The organism is Nostoc sp. (genome assembly GCF_036917815.1).
Taxonomy (GTDB): Bacteria; Cyanobacteriota; Cyanobacteriia; order Cyanobacteriales; family Nostocaceae; genus Nostoc.
In genome coordinates this window covers 166,987-184,747 of the sequence record NZ_JBALEK010000048.1, presented here as the reverse complement: position 1 = coordinate 184,747, position 17,761 = coordinate 166,987, and the positions used below count along the sequence as shown (strand labels likewise).

Genomic DNA, 17,761 nt, shown 5'->3' with positions numbered 1-17,761 from the left:
TCATTGATCAAATGATTGCTGCGAACGAAAAACCTACTCAAGCTAAACAAGATTGATTAGGTTTAGATGAGTATTTTGCAATTAAATTCTTCCCTGATCAACTGAGGGACGGTAGAATATACCTAATTTTCGTAGCTTCAAAAGCCAAACTATGACGATGCATTCTACACTCCAACGTGCATTTACTAACCGCCGCGTCCTGAAAGTGATCAGCGGTTTGAATAACTTCGACGCCGCTAGCGTCGCTGCGACTGTCAAAGCTGCTGAATTTGGCGGTGCTACTTTTGTCGATATTGCTGCCGATCCCGCTTTAGTCAAGCTAGCTAAAAGTTTGACAAATTTGCCAATTTGTGTTTCAGCAGTGGAACCAGAAAAATTTGTGCAAGCTGTAGCAGCTGGTGCTGATTTAATTGAAATTGGGAATTTCGATTCCTTTTATGCTCAAGGACGACGCTTTGAGGCTCCAGAAGTGTTAGCGCTGACTAAGCAAACCCGCGCTCTTCTCCCGGAAATCACCTTATCTGTCACCGTTCCTCACATTCTGGAACTAGATCAACAGGTACAGTTAGCAGAAGAACTGGTGAAAGCTGGAGCGGACATTATCCAAACCGAAGGCGGTACTAGCAGTAACCCTGTTCACCCTGGAACTTTAGGATTAATTGAAAAAGCTGCCCCCACCTTGGCAGCAGCTTTTGAGATTTCCCGTGTGGTGTCAGTGCCAGTATTGTGTGCTTCAGGTATTTCTAACGTTACCGCACCATTAGCGATCGCTGCTGGTGCTGCTGGCGTTGGTGTTGGTTCTGCCATCAACCAACTCAATAGCGAAATAGCAATGATTGCTGCTGTGCGTGGCTTAGTAGAAGCCTTAGCGACTGCAAAGGCAGTAATGAGTTAAGAGTGATGAGTTGAAGAAGTTAGGAGTGATGAGTTAGGAGTTGAAGAAACTTATTTATCCAAAACTCCTAACTTCTAACTCCTGTACAGACGCGATTAATCGCGTCTCTACTCCTAACTTCTAACTCATAACTTCTTTCAACGCATAAATCACCTGCTCTTGCTGCTGTTCGGTTAGTTCTGGGAACATGGGCAAGGATATGACTTCATGACAAGCTTGCTCGGCTATTGGTAAGTCGCCAATTTGATAGCCTAGACTTTGATAAACTGGCTGCAAATGTAAAGGGTGGGGATAGTAAATCATTGAACTCACACCTTGTTCTTGCAATTGACTACGCACCCAATCTCGATATTTGGCGCTAGAACCATTTCGCCCTTCGCCTGATATGCGAATAGTGTATTGATTCCATACCCCAATACCGCCAGGTAATTCTTGCGGTGGGACAATCCCCGGAACTTGACACAGGTACTTGTAGTAATAATTGGCGATATCTCGCCGCCGATCATTCCAAATATCTAAATAACGCAGTTTAATCTGCAAAATAGCTGCTTGGAGAGCATCCAATCGGCTATTTACACCAATTTCTTCATGTAAATATCTAATTCTACTGCCATGATCTCGTAGTATTCGCAGTTTAGTGGCGATCGCCGGATCATTAGTCGTGATTGCGCCGCCATCACCACAACCACCAAGATTTTTGGTAGGGTAGAAACTAAAGCAACCAATATGTCCAATACTTCCGACTTTTTGATCAGCCCAAATTGCCCCTGTAGACTGAGCGCAATCTTCAATTATTGACAAATTGTGAGACTGAGCGATCGCCATCAATGATGTCATATCCACGGGTTGTCCAAATAGATGAACCGGGATAATCGCTTTAGTTTTGGGTGTAATGGCCGCCGCGACTTGCTCAACGTCCAAATTAAACGTAGTAGCATCAATATCAACGAAAACAGGTTTTGCACCCACGGCGCTAATTACTTCAGATGTAGCAATAAAGGTGAAAGGCGTTGTAATCACTTCATCGCCTGCACCAATTTCTAAGACTCGTAACGCTAAGTAGAGCGCATCAGTACCAGAATTACAAGCGACACATTCAGTAGCAGTATTGTAAGCGGCAAACTGCCGTTCAAAGCCTTCGACTAAGGGACCGCCGATATAGCGCCCAGAAGCCAGAACCTCTAAGACGGCTGCACTTACTTCTGCTTCGATGGTGGTGTATTGCTGCTTGATATCAAAGGCGGGAATAGGATTTACACTTTGGATCATGAGTTCTCATTTTATCGGGAGATACAAAGGATGCACTTCAACAGTCAATTTTTGCTGATTGAATTGTGAATCAAAAAGAAGCTACTAAAAGACTATCGCCCAAGATACGCATCTATTAGGTAGGGTTTTTACTTAAATTGTGGGGCGGTGAACTACCGCACAGTTAATTTACAGATAGTAGGCATATTAGGTGTCCGCCATGTTAAGGTCGTACCATTTGGAATTTTGAATTGATAAAGGTGATATATATCAACCAAGATCCAACACATCGGATCAAAGTTCCTCTTGTGTGGGCTGCTTTGAAAAAAAGATACCAGGACATAGAGAAGCCATGCAGGATCTGATCAAGCTGGATTTCGTGGATTTAGCTATTGCTGTGGGATTAATGGCGATCGCCATTGGTTTATCTGCCTGGGAAAAATTAGGACTAGAGTTAAACTTAGCCCTAGCGACTGGGAGAACCATTTTACAACTTCTTGTATTGGGATACATTTTAGATTTCATCTTGGCTTTAGACAATGCTTGGGCAGTTTTGGCGATATTAGCAATAATGCTGACAATTACGGCGATTGTCGCACGAAATCGTATCAGCCAAAAAATTCCTCGGGTGTTGCCTTTGGTGTGGGGTGCAATTTTAATTAGTACCGCCCTGACAGTGTTTTACACCAACTTTTTAATCATTCAACCAGAAAGATGGTATGAACCACAGTATATAATTCCCCTGGTAGGGATAGTCTTAGGTAATGCTACTAATGCGGCTGCGATCGCAGGCGAACGTCTTGTCAGCACCATTAATTCCAGCCATCTCGAAATCGAAACCTATTTGAGCTTAGGTGCAACTCCAGAGCAAGCAGTTAGCCAGTACCGTAAAGAAGCCATCAGAACCGCATTGATTCCCACTCTCAATCAAATGATCCTTATCGGGATGGTGGCAATACCAGGAATTACCACCGGACAGTTATTAGCTGGCGTGAAACCTCTAGATGCTGTATCATATGAAATTTTGATTATGTTCATGGTGGCTTTCGCTAATTTACTGACAACAGTTTTACTTACTAAAGGGTTGTGTCGTCAATTTTTTAATTCTGTCGCCCAGTTGGTGAGGTGAAGCGGTTAATCTACATCCTTGAGTATTTCATCATCTTACCCTGGTAGATCAAGGGTAATCAACAGTGCTTGATTCAATTGGGCGATCGCTTCCTCAGAAAGTCTTCCCCGGAAATGCAATAAGCGTGATTTTGAGAGTACCCGAATCTGATCTGTCATTGCCAGCGAATCATGAGTCAACCCACCGTCAGGTTGCTGGATCAAAACTTGTGTGGGATAGATCCGCTTACTTGATCGATATGTTGTGCAGGGAACTGCCAGAACCACAGGACTGGCAGCATTAATTACATCCCGGCTGACAATAATGACTGGACGGGTTCCACCCTGTTCTGATCCTTCAGTTGGCTCTAGACGGGCATCGTAGACTTCACCCCGTCTCATTCTGAAGTTTCCTCAAGCTTCAAAGCCTCCCACTGAGCCGGAGCAAATTCTGCCTCCATCTGCAAAACTTCGGCTTGATACTCTACGTCATTTGCCATTTCTGCTAAGGCTGCATCAATTTCTGCCCGTTTTTGAGCAGCGAGTTCACGCCGTAATGCCCGTGTTACAAACTCGTTACGGCTTCTGGCTTTTCCTGACTGAACAGCTTTATCCGTTGCCTCTAACAAATCTTTTGGCAGGGTCAACGTTGTGCGAACCGTCTGTTGCTCCATACAGTTTTAGCAAACGATGTTTGTTTTGATGACTTTTATAACATCATTTTAAATGAAGCTGAAGCATATTTGAAAATCCGAGAGGAATTTTTTACTGAGAATTTTTAACTGCTGTATAGTCTTCAGATGCTAGCTTAATAATGGGAGTACTGAAAATATTCCGTTATATTACCTGTGTTTAGACGGTAATAGTGTTTTCACAACAAGGTAAATTAAAATGGCATTTACTAATTATAAAACTATTAGTGCGGTAATTAAAAAATTTCAAATCAAGTATGTGCAGTCTAATTTTATGCTAGAAGTAGAATTTCCAGCTAAAGAATCTTTCAAAGAAGAATTAGACTTGCTATTTACAGATGGAGTTATTGATAATTCTGAAGATGCTATTTGTGAAAATCTCATCTATCCAGTGATGCACCTGAGCAAAAAATAACTGCAAAACAACTTTCTCAAGCTATAGGCTACAGCCACCATACAACAGCAAATATGATGTATGGGCGTTTAGCGCGTTTGGTCGGTGAGCAGTTGGGTTACAGCCCAGAACCAGAGAAGTTAGGCACACTGGTCACATTTGAGAAACGCAAAGGTGAGTGGCACTGGGTTTTAAGACCTGAAGTTGCACAGGCTCTAGAAACACTGGGATGGGTTGTACGCAGTACGACAGAACTATCTAATCAAGTTTTTTACGAAAAGATTTTCAATGAATTAGTTTATGACCAAGACAATCGCAGTCCTCCTGATAATCGAAGATGGGCACAGTTCAAGATTGGATGGAAAAATGCAACTCTACAGCGAAGATATTACACTGACGAAACGTTGAATGCAGTTCTTACGTGGAACAATTTGGGTTATCGCTTTGGAGCAAAGTTAGGACATCGATCTGAATTAGAAATTAACAAAGTCTATGACTTTCTGGCTCAACGATACTTAATAAAAGGCGCTGAGTTAAGCCCTGAAAACACTGCCAGGTTTTTTCCTGATGAGTTAGATTCATCGGAAATATTTCGTGAAGGAGCGGTACGCCAAGTTTCAGTCAACGCTTATGAGCGAGATCCTAAAGCTCGACAAAAATGTATTGATTATTACGGTTCAAGTTGCTCTGTTTGCGATTTCAATTTTGGCAAAGTCTTTGGGCAATTCGGCGAAGGTTTTATTCATGTGCATCATCTACGCCCTATTTCAGAAATTGCTGAGGAATACAATATTGATCCTGTGAAAGATTTACGTCCTGTCTGTCCAAACTGCCACGCTATGATTCATCGCCGTTCACCTCCACTCAGTATTGAAGAAATCAAAGTGTTATTAGATACTTCTGATCGTAGTGATTTCGCTACCTAACGTTACGTTGGATTTGCCCAAAATCAAAAATTCCTAACTCCAAACTCCAAACTCCAAACTTTTCTATCCGCCTAAAGTCCGTGTATAAATTACCTGACCCTTGGAATCATAGAGGAAAAGAGACAAGTTGGCATTCTCACCAATTACGGCTAGGGCTTCTCGTAAGATTTGCAAGTGATTGGTAACATCAACAGCAGTATCCGAGTTCTCAGAATAAGGATTAGCCGAATTATTTTGCCTTATTTGGTCATACTCAGGGGTTAGCCGGACAAGAATTCCTGTGTTATCTATGCTAAAGGTGCAAATCCGAATTCCATTAGTACAGGTTTTATCTAAATCGGTGCGGGTTTGTTGCAAACTACTAACAACTTGTAGTTTTTCTTGTGCTTGTTTAAGGGCTGCTGAATAGGGTTCGATTAAAGACTGGGCTTGAGTGTAGTACAAGCTATCTTGGGAAACTTTTTTAGCAGCTTGCAAAGCCTGATCCCAGTATATTGCTGCTGCTTGCCATTGGTTTTGTTGCTGATATACTTTGGCTTGGTTGGCGGTGCTAACGGCTTGTTGGTAGGTTTTAACAGCTAATTGTTCTTTAGTAGCGCGATCGCGTACTACGACTAACTTAGGTTTATAATCTACCAACAGCTTTTGGGCTTCTTCATATCCAGCGCTAGTTTCGGGAATAGTATTCAAGGCATTAATTACCACCAGCCAAGTAGACTGCACCTTTTGCCAGTCATTCAACGATTTAGCAGTAGCTTGCCGATTTTCGGCAGAAAGGGCTACAGCTTTTGCTGCTGTTAGTTTTTTCAGCCATTTTTCCTCAGTAAATATCTGCTGATTTACAGCGTGTAAATGGACACGATAATTAAGTAATTTCCCTTGTGCAAGTCCATAAAGTTCACTACTGGAATTTATCGCTTCTAGTGGCGCTATAACCTGCCGCCATAAGTGTTGCCTAGCTTGTAATTCCTCTAGGCTATGTGCAGGAGTTTGAACTTTTTCTGTCGCCAAAGCTCCCGTTTGCAAAGCCTTGACCACCTGGTTGATTTTTTCTGACCGCCCAGACAAACTTGCTTTTAGTTCTTCTGATACCTGGTAACGGGGGGACCAACTAGGAATTATATTCAGGGCTGTGCTGGCTGCTGCAAGTCGCTGTTGTACAGCTACTAACTCTTTTTCAGACTTGGCGCGGCGCATCAGTTGCGGGGATTTTGTTTTTAATTGCTCGGCGTTTTGTATTTCTTGACATTCAGACATCACACAAGGACGAGTCAAGAAGTAAGCACCACCGCCTAAAACTACAATTCCCAACAATGCTGCACCCAGCAAGATAGGTTTGACTTGAAATGCTCGCTTAGAAGCCGACAAATTCGGCACATCTGCAAACGGGTCAAACACTTCCTCTTCGTCAATCTCATCGATTGATTGAGTATATGTCAGAGATGATGAGGGGGATGAGGAGGATGAGGAGGATGAATAAGAAGATATTGCTTCCTCATCTCCCCCATCCCCCCATATCCCCATCTGTTTCAACGTCAACAAACATTTGGCATAAGGGAGTTGTTCACCAACAACTCTGAGGAAACATTGCACCCGTTGCTCTTTGCGGGGCGCTATAGACTGAAGTACCTCCTCAATGACTGCAAAAATTAGTTGAGCGTCAACTATTACATCTGATGCGTGTTGCGTTAGAATCATTAACCCGTCTTTATTGACGGCACACTTAACCTCGAAGACTTCAGCCGTTGAGACTTCTACAAGTAATTGTTCCTGCAAAGTCTTGGCTAAAAGCTGTAAGTCTTCCTGCTGGACTGCTACTTTCATAGAGCTTTCCCGCTAAATTACTATATTGTTTTGATTATTTTTAAGGAGATGAAACGAACTTTCTCGGTTTGTTGAATGCAAATGCACAGTTTAACCAACCACAGCTTGAAAATCTGAACGACCAACTTTCTAACACAAATTCTGAGTTTTCACCAAAAATTTAAAAAGTAGTTATTGTTCGCCTCGCTACATTTTCACAGTGCTAGATGCAAAATTAAATAATCTGTCTTCAGATATAAATTACAAAGAAAAAATGGGAATAATAGAGTGTTTGAGTATTCTCACTGCATTATTTAGTGACAATTAAATTCACAGCAGCTACTGCTCGGCAAAATTCTAGTTGCAGAGCAGTTGTTACCAAATGATCCAAAGGTTAAGAAAACGATGCTATGTCAGAGGGTTTTGACAGAAATGCTAGTTATCTTCTATGCTGGGAAACTTGCTGAGGAGATTAATTAAGTGTTGTAGCTATGTCACAAACAGGTTAGCTATGAGAAATGATCTGCCTCATTTGCTGAATTCGATAAAATTGATCCGTGAAAAATAAACTTTTATAGCTGCCAAAAGCTTAATTCTGCAATAAAGGTGCTGCAAAATATTAAGACAGCAGTAAGCAAAAACTTGGAAAGTGTCAATACAAGGTGTATCAATGGATTTATTAGAGTACCAAGTTAAAGAGTGGTTTGGGAAGATAGGCATTCCGGTATTGCCTTCCCAACGAATTGACCATCCTACAGATTTGAAACGTTTAAAAATTCGCTTTCCGATTGTGCTAAAATCTCAAGTACATGGAGCGGAACGGGCAAAAGCAGGGGGAGTTAGGTTTGCGGAGACGACAATCGATGCGATCGCAGCTGCTCAAAATATCTTTAGTTTACCAATATGGGGCGAATTGCCAGAAGTTGTGCTGGCAGAATCCCAATACGACGCTAACCAGGAATTTTATCTAGCGGTGGTTTTAGATACTGCTGTCTGCCGACCGGTACTTTTAGGTTGCAAAGAAGCAGACATTGATTGGGAGTCGGCTGGAGAAAAAATGCACCATGTTGTCGTAGAACAAGAATTCTCGCCATTTTATGCCCGACGATTAGCTTTGAAAATGGGTTTGCAAGGGACGCTGATGCAGTCGGTAAGCAACGTTCTCCAGAAGATGTACCAGTTATTTGTGCAAAAAGACCTGGATTTAGTCGAAATCAATCCCTTGGCAATCAGTGCGACTGGTCAAGTTATGGCTCTTAATGGTAAAGTCAGAGTCAACGAACGGGCGATCAAGCGTCATCCCGATCTTGCTGAGATGGCGGCAAAAATTATCAGCCGTCATACCAGTACTGAAATCAACGGGATTTTGGGCGACTGGGATGGTGTGCAAATGCATGGGAAAATCGGTATTTTAGGTAATGGTACTGGTTCGGTAATGGCAACTTTGGATTTAGTCGCTAATGCTGGTGGCAATCCAGGTGTTTGTTTAAATCTACGTCACGCTTTCCTTACAGATACTACACCAACGACCTTCCGCGATCGCCTAGAAGCAGGTTTGAAACTGCTGGAGGCTGATAAAAGCATTCAAGTAATACTAATTAACTTCCTAGGTACCATTCCTCAAATTGAGGAAGTGACTGAAGTTATCGCCAGAGTTGTGCAGCCAGACAACAGCGAACTTCAATTACAGGTTGTACGTTCTAATGGTAGTAAAGTTCGGCGAGAGCTTAATTTTCCATCTTTAGTTGTCCGCCTTGCTGGTTCTGAATTTAATGCTGCGAGAAAATATTTAGCAACACTAAAAACCCACAGCAACGCGCTCCTCGTGGTAGAAAATTTAGATGAGGCAGTGGCGGCAGCAGTTCGTCTTGCTAAACCAACAGCTAATAAGAAGTATTGACACTCCCCGCGATAAATCGACGGGGATTCTTGGTTCAACGAGAACACTTAAAACGTGGTTCCTTGCGTTACCTAGCCCAGAGGTGGGACTCTCCCCAAGCGTTAACTTTGGGTATGCCCTACCCTAGTTGCATTGTTGCAAGTCCTGTTTAGTTTGAAACAAATAGTTTCAAAAATCTGAGTCGTCACGCTCGGTATAAATCTTTTACCTACTGCTAGGAGGAAACTAGAACAATGCAGTAGAACCGCATAGATGAGGCAGTGCGGTCTTGGGGTCTCCCCAAGTAGAGCAACTGCCGTTTAATTGTCTTGGCGAAGCCTCTCCCTTTGGGAGAAGGTTCAGTGCTTTGTCTTTCGACTCGTGGTTTTTTAAGTGGTTGATTACCTTTCCACTATCATTAGTATAGTGTATTGGTACACTAATTAATTGAAAGCTCTCGTAGAACAACGTAGCTCTAAACCCAATTTTCCCCTAAAAATTGAATCAATACGACACTGTAAACTTGTCGTTTTTATGCTCAGTGGTTCAAGGCACTGGGTTGCCAAACTTACGGTAATTTTTTATGAACCTAACGCCAGAAAGTAAAGTTTTAATTCAAGGCTTTTGTGAATTTATATCAGGTACTTATGTTACTCAAATGAAAGCTTATGGCACAAATTTGGTAGCTGGTGTCAATGCTGGATGCGGCGGACAAGAACTGCATGGACTGCCAGTATTTGACTTAGTAGAGGAGGTAATAGAGAAATTTGGGGCGATTGACACGACAATTATTTGTGTAGATCCTTACGACGTGCTAGATGCGGCATTAGAAGCGATCGCATCTCATATTAGCCAGATCGTTATTATCACAGCTGGCGTACCCCCTTTGGATATGGTGCAATTACTCCGCAAAGCCGAAGCCTGTGAAACTTTGGTAGTCGGGCCAAATAGTCCGGGGATCATTGTACCGGGGAAAATTCTCTTAGGGACTCAACCTAGCGAATTTTATACCCCTGGTTCGGTGGGGATTGTTAGTCGTAGCAGCACCCTCACCTACGAAGTCGCATACGAATTAACAAAAGCAGGTTTGGGGCAGTCGATTAGTGTCAGTATTGGTAGTGATGCCATCGTCGGTTCCTCATTTCTCCAATGGCTGCAAATTCTTGATGAGGATGAAACCACAGAGGCGATCGTTTTAGTCGGCCAACCTGGTGGTGGTAGTGAAGAAACAGCAGCCCGATACATTGCTGAGGCAATTGATAAACCAGTAATTGCCTACATTGCAGGCCGACTTGCACCACCAGGAAAAAGTTGGCGTCAAACCGGGACTTTAGCAACGGTTATCGGACGCGATCCTAACTTTGGTACAGCCCAAAGTAAATTAGCTGCTTTAAAAGAAGCGCAAGTTACAGTAGCCGAACGCCCTTCTCAGATTCCAGAATTATTGAGAAAGGAGATTAACTAATTACTAATTGGTAATTCGTAGTTAAGAATTACGAATTACCAATTACCAATTATTTTAATTAGTCAGTCTTGGGAACGATTTTGAGGAAACAGGTAGGCGATCGCAGCGTAACCCGAAAAACTGAGTAAACTAACCAAAAAAGTAGCCAGAATAAATGTAGACATAATGTTATACTCAATGCGATTCCCAAATCTTGGCATCCATCAACAAATCAAGATTTGGGATACTTTCAAATTAGCAATTGGGTATGACACAGCCATGACTACCTTGTGTCAATCCCTCGGATCTCAAGGTTTTTGGCTCAACTCAAGCCAAAGGCAGAAAAAATCGAAACGTACTGCCAACTCCCAATTCGCTTTCTACCTGAATTTTACCGCCTTGTAGTTCAATTAAACGGTGGGTAATAGTTAAGCCAATACCCGTGCCTCCCGAATGGCGATCGCGCGATTGGTCGGCTCGCCAGAAGCGCTCAAACACATGGGACAAATTTTCTGGAGCAATACCAATACCTGTATCCACAACCGCAATCCAGAGTTGAGATGCTTCAGTCCCAACACTAATGGTAATTGAACCTTCGTTAGTATAATGCACTGCATTACCTAGCAGATTAATCAACACCTGTTCTGTGCGGTCAATATCTGCCAATACAGCAGGTAGGACAGATGGACATTTTAACAGCAGAACTGGTCCATCTTCCAACAATTGATCGGTAAATTTCTCCACTAATGACTCTAACAACGGACGCAGATTTACCCGTTGGATATTAATTGGTAGATAACCCGCTTCAGCCTTAGATAGTTCTTGTAAATCGTTCACCAATTGCTCTAACCGCCTAGTTTCTTTAGCTAAACGCCAATAAATTTCAGGAGACGCTTCAATTTCCCCATCAGCCAGTTCTTCTAAGTAGCCGCGCACCACTGTTAACGGTGTTCGTAGTTCATGAGTCATATCTCCAATCACTTCTCGCCGTCGCACTTCAACCCCCTCTAAACTGGCTGCCATGCGATTGAAACTAGCACTCAGTCCACTGAGTTCGGGAATATCAGACACAGGTAGTCGTGCATCCATTTGACCTGCTGCAAATTTTTGGGTGATTTGTTCCATCTCCGTCAACCGTTGCATAATCCGGCTGGACACCCAGTAACTCAACCCTCCGGCGGCGGTGGTGCCGACTAAGACTGACCAAAAAGTGCTTCGCTGCCAAGCAAGTTCAAATCCTGCAACCAATTCAGTACGGACATCGATTAAGTCGAACCCCTGATTTTCTAATCGTTCCAAATGCAAGACAAACAAGCGGGGGGAAGAGATTTTGCTGATGCTTACCAGACTAGCTACCCCCACGATCATCACTACTAAGTGGGAGAAAAATAGGCGCGTTCTCAGCCCCATCTTCATAATATTTACGCCACCAGAGGATCTTCAAATTTATAGCCAACCCCAACAACAGTTTTTATAAAAGTCGGATTTGCCGGATCAGGCTCAATCTTTTTTCGCAACCGAGCTACATGAGTATCCACCACTCGCTCATCGCCAAAAAAGTTATCTCCCCAAAGTTTATCAATGAGTTGAGTACGGTTCCAAACTCGACCAGGATTGCTGACAAAGGTGGTTAGCAAGTTAAATTCCAGGGTAGTTAAGTCCAAAATTTCAACCTCCTGAGAATTCATCTGACGATTGGCAGTGCGCTGGTCTACATCGACGATAAAGTGTTGAGTACGATTGACTTGATGTTGTCCCCCTTGGCGCAAGCTACGCCGTAATAGTGCCCGCACCCTAGCTACCAACTCTCTGGGGCTAAAGGGTTTAACCATGTAATCATCAGCACCAGTAGATAAACCAATGACGCGATCGATTTCCTCACCCTTAGCCGTAAGCATCAAAATGTAAGGATCTTTTGCACCTGGTTTCTGGCGAATTCTGGCACAAACTTCCAACCCATCCAAACCAGGAATCATTAGGTCTAGAATGATTAAATCAGGTGGTTGTTCCTGAAACATCCGCAAAGCACTCATCCCATCGCGGCTAGTGCGACAAAAAAATCCTTCTTTTTCTAAAGAGAGTTCGATTAAATGAGCTATTTCTGGTTCATCTTCAACTATTAAAATATCCATTTCAATTAAAACCGAGCAAAATACGCAGATTGAACTAACTGGGGACTGGGGACTGGGTATGGGTGGGGTTTGAATCATTGGTGTCAACTTAACGTGAAAGTCAGTCTATAAACCGCTTTTAGAGATTGTCTCGTTCCCAGTCTCTGACTGGGAATGCCCGTCGTTGGGGCTGCCGCCTCAAGACTTGCGGCAGCAGCCCAATTGATCTGCATTTCCAGCCAGAGGCTGTAAACGAGGTTTTAAAGGGGCTTAGGCTTAAATTGATGTGACACCAATGGGTTTGAATCCCACCCAATCTAATAAACCTTCTACATTGCAATAGCTCAGTATAGACTTTGAGAGATTTGAAATAGGGTTTTAAAGGTTTGAATTTGATGGTGTGCGATAACTATAGCCAAGATTAGAATCTTTTTGAATGTGTGCTTTAATACTATCGAGGTCAATAAAGCAGTCAGCAACATCAATCAAGCTTTCACTAGTAGTTGTTTGCAGACTGACCACTTCTACTCGAACTCCCATTCTGCTGACAGCGTTCACCGCATAAGCTAAATCTCCATCTCCACTGACTAAGACCGCAGTATCATAGTAAGGAGCTAAAGTTATCATGTCTACAGCAATTTCTACGTTCAGATTTGATTTTTTTAAATTCTCTGCTGCTAGAACAAGATCCTTTGCCACTACACGATAGCCATTACGACGCATCCACAATAAAAAACCCTGTTGTTTTTCATTGCTGATATCAACCCCAGTATAGAAGAAAGCACGCAAAAGTCTTGAACCGTTGGTTAAATGACAAAGTAATTTAACATAGTCAATTTCTATACCGAGTTGTAAAGCTGTATGAAATAGGTTTAAGCCATCAATAAAAATAGCAACTCGACCACGATTTAATTTATTGAAAATCAAACTATCAGGGACAGGATCTCGCATCTTGGTATCTTTACCTTTGACAGGAGTATCGCTCAAATTTTGCCCTTGCCAATGTGGTTTAGCTTTGAGTACTTTAGATTCCTTAGATTCCTTAAATTCATTTCGTTGTTTGCTAAAATTAGTTATAATCATTGATACCTCTGATTTTAAAGTTGCTAGAGAAAGTTTTGGGTAAATTGTCTATAGTATAGTCTGTGCTAGAATCCGTGAACCGTCATCTATCTATTTTATTTTACAGCCAGGAAGTTGAGATTTACACTAGGCTCAGGACGCTCAAATAACGACAGAGTTAGAAGCATTGACACTCTCAGGTCTAAAGACACTGAGATTCTACAGATAGAGTTAGACTAATTTAGTCTAACTCTCGCTACGACGGCCAAAGATCGTCTACTGAGTTGATCAAGTAAAATACCTAATCTTCCCGCTACTTTTCTTAAAATATTAGCTGCGCCATTCAGGTCAGCATTAACAACCAATCCCTCAGCAGACTGATACAAACCACGTTTAACTCGTTTTCCAGATGCTTTCCACCCCAAAGGTTTTTCACCATATTTAGGTAGGGAGTCTCCATCAAGAAAACTAGCCTGACTAGTATAAGCCTCTTCTGTTACCTCAAACCTAATTCCATGTAACTCACATAGTTGACATAACCTAGCTCTTAATTTACCTAAAGGCATTTGAACAAATTTTTGGTTGTTCAACTTACCCATATTAGAATTACTTTTAAATCCCTCATTCCAACCGATAACTAGAGTACCAATCCCATGTTTAATGCAGTGATCAATAATTAACCTAGCCGTTTTATTAACACCATCTTTCATCTGATGATGACGTTTTCTAGTTACCCTATCTAACCATTTATCCCAGTAACCTTGAGGTTGATTCTCTTGCTTAGTTGCTACTTTCTTATTCCACAGTTGATTAGCTGATTTCAAAAACTTAGCATCTATCAAAAATGAATTGCCTAATGTATCAACACCAGCTGCTAAGTTTTGAGAAGTTCCCAGGTCAATACTCAAAGCCTGATTAATATCTAACTCGTGTTTTGGCTTGTCAACTAAATAAGAAATCTCCAGATAGAAAGCTCCATTTTTCGGGAGGATAGTAAACTCTTTCACCCTTGAGTAATCAATATTAGATGGTAGTGGTAAAGAAAAACACTTGAGATTAAACCATCTATTAACCGTGTTACCTAAAGGAAATTTAATTCTATCTCCCTCTAGAATCGGTCTACCTAGTCCAGTGTTGGGATAAGCAACTTTGAAAAGTTTAGAGCCTTTGAGATATTGAGGAGGTCTAGGTTGAAAATGTAGATTACCTTTGTTAAATTTAACTTTCAATTCTTTAAAAGATTTAAAAGCTTCAGTAACAGACATTAAAGTTTGTTGTGCAGGGATAGATGGCAAAGAACTACTTAAAGTAGTTTTAGAGATAGATGGCTCATAAATTAAATCAAATTTGCCTGTTAGTAATTTACCTGTCTTAAAGAGTATTTGTCTAGCGAAATAGACTCCGGAGTTATATAATTTTCCTGATTGCTCACAGAGATATTGCAATATAGCTTTAGTATCTTTATCTGGGTGCAATAATAATTGTTGCACACCCATTAAATATTTTTCTTTACCCATCTTTTTGCCTGTTTGTGATATTATTACTATCGCACAAAATTAAAGAAAAAACTCGAGTGACTTAAGTCACTCGAGTCGCTTATATCTCAGCCCTAAAGGGACTGAGTTTTACGCTTACCGAGTGTTTAGATAATAATATAATATGCGATCGCCCTTAAAAGCTAAGTCGTATTTAGGTAATCTTTAATGCAATGGTCAATAATACAAGATTCCCGACTTCTTTTAAGAAGTCGGGAATCTAAGTCTTAACCTTTAGCTAACTTGTCGTTGGATGTGTAGTAAACCTTACTACCGCTATCAGGTACAAAATGGCAGCCTACACCTGAATTCCATAATGACTTCCAAATGGGTTCTTCCGATTTGTGGAAATACTCACCCATCACTGGTTTTATTGCCTCAGTCGCCTTCAGCAAATTGTAGTGAGGGATGTTAAGAAATATATGGTGAGCAACATGAGTACCGATATCGTGATGGATATGATTAACCAAGCCATAATCACGGTCAATACTAGAAATCGCGCCTTTCAGGAAAGTCCAATCTTCTCCACGATACCACGGAAGCTCTGGCTCAGTGTGGTGCAAGAATGTCACCAAATCTAGCCAAATTATGAACACAAGGTAAGGCGCAGCGTAATATTTCAGGAACCACATCCAACCCCACTGGTAGGTAAAGAAACCCAACAAACCTACCATACCAATCAAAAGTGCAGTACTAGTAAGAACATCCCATTTTTCCGATGGTTTGAAAAGCGAACTGCTGGGTAAAAAGTGAGAACCTTCTTTATTAGGAGAACGCTTAAACAAATACACAGGATAAGCCAATAGAAAAACATAATATCGGCCAATTTTTTGCTCTAAAGGCATCTCCTTGTATTGTGATTCTGTCACAGGATACCAGCTTTCATCGTTATCGATATTGCCAGTATTTTTATGATGTGTTCTGTGACTAATTCGCCAACCATGATAAGGAACAAGTATTGGTGTGTGAGAAAGATGTCCAATCAAATCATTGAGCCATTTATGCTTAGAAAAAGATTGGTGTCCGCAGTCATGTCCGACTACAAACAAAGCCCAAAACATCGTTCCTTGCATTAACCAGAAAATCGGGAAGAAAAGCCAAGAATCCAGGTAATAAGCTACTGCATAAAGCAGACTGATAATCAGGATGTCACGAAAGAAGTAAAAAAGTGATTTTGTCACATTGGGCTGAAAGCATTCAGCAGGAATTGCAGCTTTTAAATCCCCAAGTGTGAAAGGCAATTTAGTTGCATCCTCAGACGTTTCACCGCCAGGAGGATTGTTGAACGTGATGGTATTTGATTGCACTGGATTCTTTTGTTGGATGTAAATCGGAACTTTATTTGAGAGGATATCATCTCACCTCTAGGATGCCCACGAAACTAGCGATCGCTAACACGCAAGAGGATAATTTCTGGCAAGAATAAAGAATTGCCAGATTTTATTTAAACACAGCATGATAAACGCTCTTGAATCGACAAGAGCGTGAGTTTAATCACAGTGCTATTTATTGCTCTGTATAATGTTCGTTGAAAGTCTTATAGCCAACATCAGTTGTGTATAGTTGACACTGGTCTGTAATCTGCTTCATTAAAGACCAAGAAAACTGACACTCCTCATGGAGATAAGGCTCCCAATTTTCTTTGATGCTGCTGTAAGCTAACCGCAAATTATAAGAAGGAATCGCTGTGGAAATATGATGAGGGACGTGAACATTGATATCATGGCACAGAATTTCTATCCAACGCGGATAATTGCAATGAATAGTCCCAAATAGTTGTGCTAGAGCTTCGTTCCACTTGTTCGCTGTCGTAAAAGGAACATCTGCGGCAGTATGGTGAACAATAGTAAAAGTACTCATCCAAAAATGGTAAATCATCCAAGGCACTAGCCAAAACTTGACAAATCCCCAGATACCAGTTGTGGCGATGAGAATCGGAAAAGCGATCGCAGCAAACACTACTACTACAGCCACAGAAAGCTTGATACTTGATTGGTCTTTAGTTTTGAAGTTCCGCCAATCAAAATGCACCACAGCCCAATGTCCAATGGAACCTACCCACCAGAAGCGTTTACGCATGAACAGTTCAAAAGCAGACTGTCGGGTTTGATCCCAATTTTCAAACACTTCTGGTCTGATTGGATGCCAAGCGTTATCCTCATCCAGCTTGTTGGTATGAGTATGGTGATAATTATGCTTAATGCGCCAACTGTGAAAGGGGTAAATTAACGGCATCATAAAGAAATGCCCTACCAAATCGTTTACCCAACGACGTTTGGCAAAAGACCTGTGACCACAATCATGGCCAATTACAAAAAAACCTGTTAAAGCAGTACCCGTAAAAATCCAAGCTAGAGGCAAAAGAAACCAAGGAGTGACGATCAGGCTGTAATAACCCAAGGCAACTGCCAAGACACTGAGCAGTACTTGTGTCCAAGCTTTGCGACGGTTCTGTTGAAAACATTCCCGTGGCAGGGTTTTGACAATATCTTTGAGCCGGAAGTCGGAATTACCAGGCTCGTCACTTAGTTTCTGGCTATTAATTATTGATGTAGTCATGGACACCTGAAAAACGACAAACTCCTCCACCAAGTCACCAAAAAGCAACTTGTCACACAAATTATTCACATTAGCGCTTCGGATTATAGCAACCTAACCGATACAA

16 protein-coding genes are annotated in these 17,761 nt (G+C 41.7%); 6 read left to right on the top strand and 10 right to left on the bottom strand.

Annotation, left to right across the window (positions count from 1 at the left end; all coding sequences use genetic code 11):
- Positions 1 to 151 precede the first annotated feature (151 nt).
- On the top strand, positions 152 to 895 hold the full coding sequence (locus V7K97_RS14570; RefSeq protein WP_334801739.1) for a DUF561 domain-containing protein: 744 nt from the start codon (positions 152 to 154) through the stop codon (positions 893 to 895).
- Positions 896 to 1,015: 120 nt separating this feature from the next.
- On the opposite strand, the gene V7K97_RS14565 is transcribed toward V7K97_RS14570, so the two are convergent.
- Entirely contained in the window at positions 1,016 to 2,164 is a 1,149-nt protein-coding gene (locus V7K97_RS14565; RefSeq protein WP_334801738.1) for a DegT/DnrJ/EryC1/StrS family aminotransferase, read from the bottom strand.
- Positions 2,165 to 2,495: 331 nt separating this feature from the next.
- Between V7K97_RS14565 and V7K97_RS14560 the strand changes: the two genes are divergently transcribed.
- Positions 2,496 to 3,272 carry an ABC transporter permease gene (locus V7K97_RS14560; protein WP_334801737.1) on the top strand — a complete coding sequence of 259 codons (777 nt, stop codon included), beginning with the start codon at positions 2,496 to 2,498 and terminating at the stop codon, positions 3,270 to 3,272.
- Positions 3,273 to 3,307: 35 nt separating this feature from the next.
- On the opposite strand, the gene V7K97_RS14555 is transcribed toward V7K97_RS14560, so the two are convergent.
- Together V7K97_RS14555 and V7K97_RS14550 are read right to left on the bottom strand one after the other, a co-directional pair.
- Positions 3,308 to 3,652: a type II toxin-antitoxin system PemK/MazF family toxin gene (locus V7K97_RS14555; RefSeq protein WP_334801736.1), complete on the bottom strand. Its 345-nt coding sequence runs from the start codon at positions 3,650 to 3,652 to the stop codon at positions 3,308 to 3,310.
- Entirely contained in the window at positions 3,649 to 3,924 is a 276-nt protein-coding gene (locus V7K97_RS14550) for a ribbon-helix-helix domain-containing protein (protein WP_334801735.1), read from the bottom strand. Before V7K97_RS14550 ends, V7K97_RS14555 begins: the two co-directional genes overlap by 4 nt.
- Positions 3,925 to 4,141: 217 nt before the next feature.
- On the opposite strand from V7K97_RS14550, the gene V7K97_RS14545 reads away from it, so the two are divergent.
- Complete coding sequence (locus tag V7K97_RS14545; RefSeq protein ID WP_334801734.1) at positions 4,142 to 4,357, top strand: hypothetical protein; 216 nt, start codon at positions 4,142 to 4,144, stop codon at positions 4,355 to 4,357.
- Between the two features lie 53 nt (positions 4,358 to 4,410).
- Positions 4,411 to 5,262, top strand: coding sequence for an HNH endonuclease (locus V7K97_RS14540; protein WP_334801733.1), 852 nt, complete (start codon positions 4,411 to 4,413; stop codon positions 5,260 to 5,262).
- Positions 5,263 to 5,325: 63 nt separating this feature from the next.
- Here V7K97_RS14540 and V7K97_RS14535 read toward each other — a convergent pair whose 3' ends face one another.
- Positions 5,326 to 7,086 carry a hypothetical protein gene (locus V7K97_RS14535; protein WP_334801732.1) on the bottom strand — a complete coding sequence of 587 codons (1,761 nt, stop codon included), beginning with the start codon at positions 7,084 to 7,086 and terminating at the stop codon, positions 5,326 to 5,328.
- A gap of 649 nt (positions 7,087 to 7,735) precedes the next feature.
- On the opposite strand from V7K97_RS14535, the gene V7K97_RS14530 reads away from it, so the two are divergent.
- Together V7K97_RS14530 and V7K97_RS14525 are read left to right on the top strand one after the other, a co-directional pair.
- Positions 7,736 to 8,965: a succinate--CoA ligase subunit beta gene (locus tag V7K97_RS14530; protein ID WP_334801731.1), complete on the top strand. Its 1,230-nt coding sequence runs from the start codon at positions 7,736 to 7,738 to the stop codon at positions 8,963 to 8,965.
- Between the two features lie 562 nt (positions 8,966 to 9,527).
- Positions 9,528 to 10,409 carry a succinate--CoA ligase subunit alpha gene (locus V7K97_RS14525; RefSeq protein WP_334801730.1) on the top strand — a complete coding sequence of 294 codons (882 nt, stop codon included), beginning with the start codon at positions 9,528 to 9,530 and terminating at the stop codon, positions 10,407 to 10,409.
- A gap of 306 nt (positions 10,410 to 10,715) precedes the next feature.
- Here V7K97_RS14525 and V7K97_RS14520 read toward each other — a convergent pair whose 3' ends face one another.
- From V7K97_RS14520 to V7K97_RS14495, 6 genes are all read right to left on the bottom strand, one after another.
- The gene (locus tag V7K97_RS14520) at positions 10,716 to 11,804 is read right to left on the bottom strand and encodes a sensor histidine kinase (protein ID WP_334801729.1); all 1,089 of its coding nucleotides are present in this window, start codon (positions 11,802 to 11,804) and stop codon (positions 10,716 to 10,718) included.
- 5 nt (positions 11,805 to 11,809) lie between these two features.
- Positions 11,810 to 12,520, bottom strand: a complete 711-nt coding sequence (locus V7K97_RS14515; RefSeq protein ID WP_334801748.1) for a response regulator transcription factor — start codon at positions 12,518 to 12,520, stop codon at positions 11,810 to 11,812.
- Positions 12,521 to 12,877: 357 nt separating this feature from the next.
- A complete protein-coding gene (locus V7K97_RS14510) occupies positions 12,878 to 13,582 on the bottom strand; it encodes a LabA-like NYN domain-containing protein (RefSeq protein ID WP_334801728.1) in 705 nt (234 codons plus the stop codon).
- Positions 13,583 to 13,797: 215 nt separating this feature from the next.
- The gene (locus V7K97_RS14505; RefSeq protein WP_334801727.1) at positions 13,798 to 15,078 is read right to left on the bottom strand and encodes an RNA-guided endonuclease InsQ/TnpB family protein; all 1,281 of its coding nucleotides are present in this window, start codon (positions 15,076 to 15,078) and stop codon (positions 13,798 to 13,800) included.
- A 245-nt stretch (positions 15,079 to 15,323) separates the two neighbouring features.
- Positions 15,324 to 16,403: a fatty acid desaturase gene (locus tag V7K97_RS14500; RefSeq protein WP_334801726.1), complete on the bottom strand. Its 1,080-nt coding sequence runs from the start codon at positions 16,401 to 16,403 to the stop codon at positions 15,324 to 15,326.
- A 199-nt stretch (positions 16,404 to 16,602) separates the two neighbouring features.
- Positions 16,603 to 17,655, bottom strand: coding sequence for a fatty acid desaturase (locus V7K97_RS14495; RefSeq protein ID WP_334801725.1), 1,053 nt, complete (start codon positions 17,653 to 17,655; stop codon positions 16,603 to 16,605).
- Positions 17,656 to 17,761: the final 106 nt, after the last annotated feature.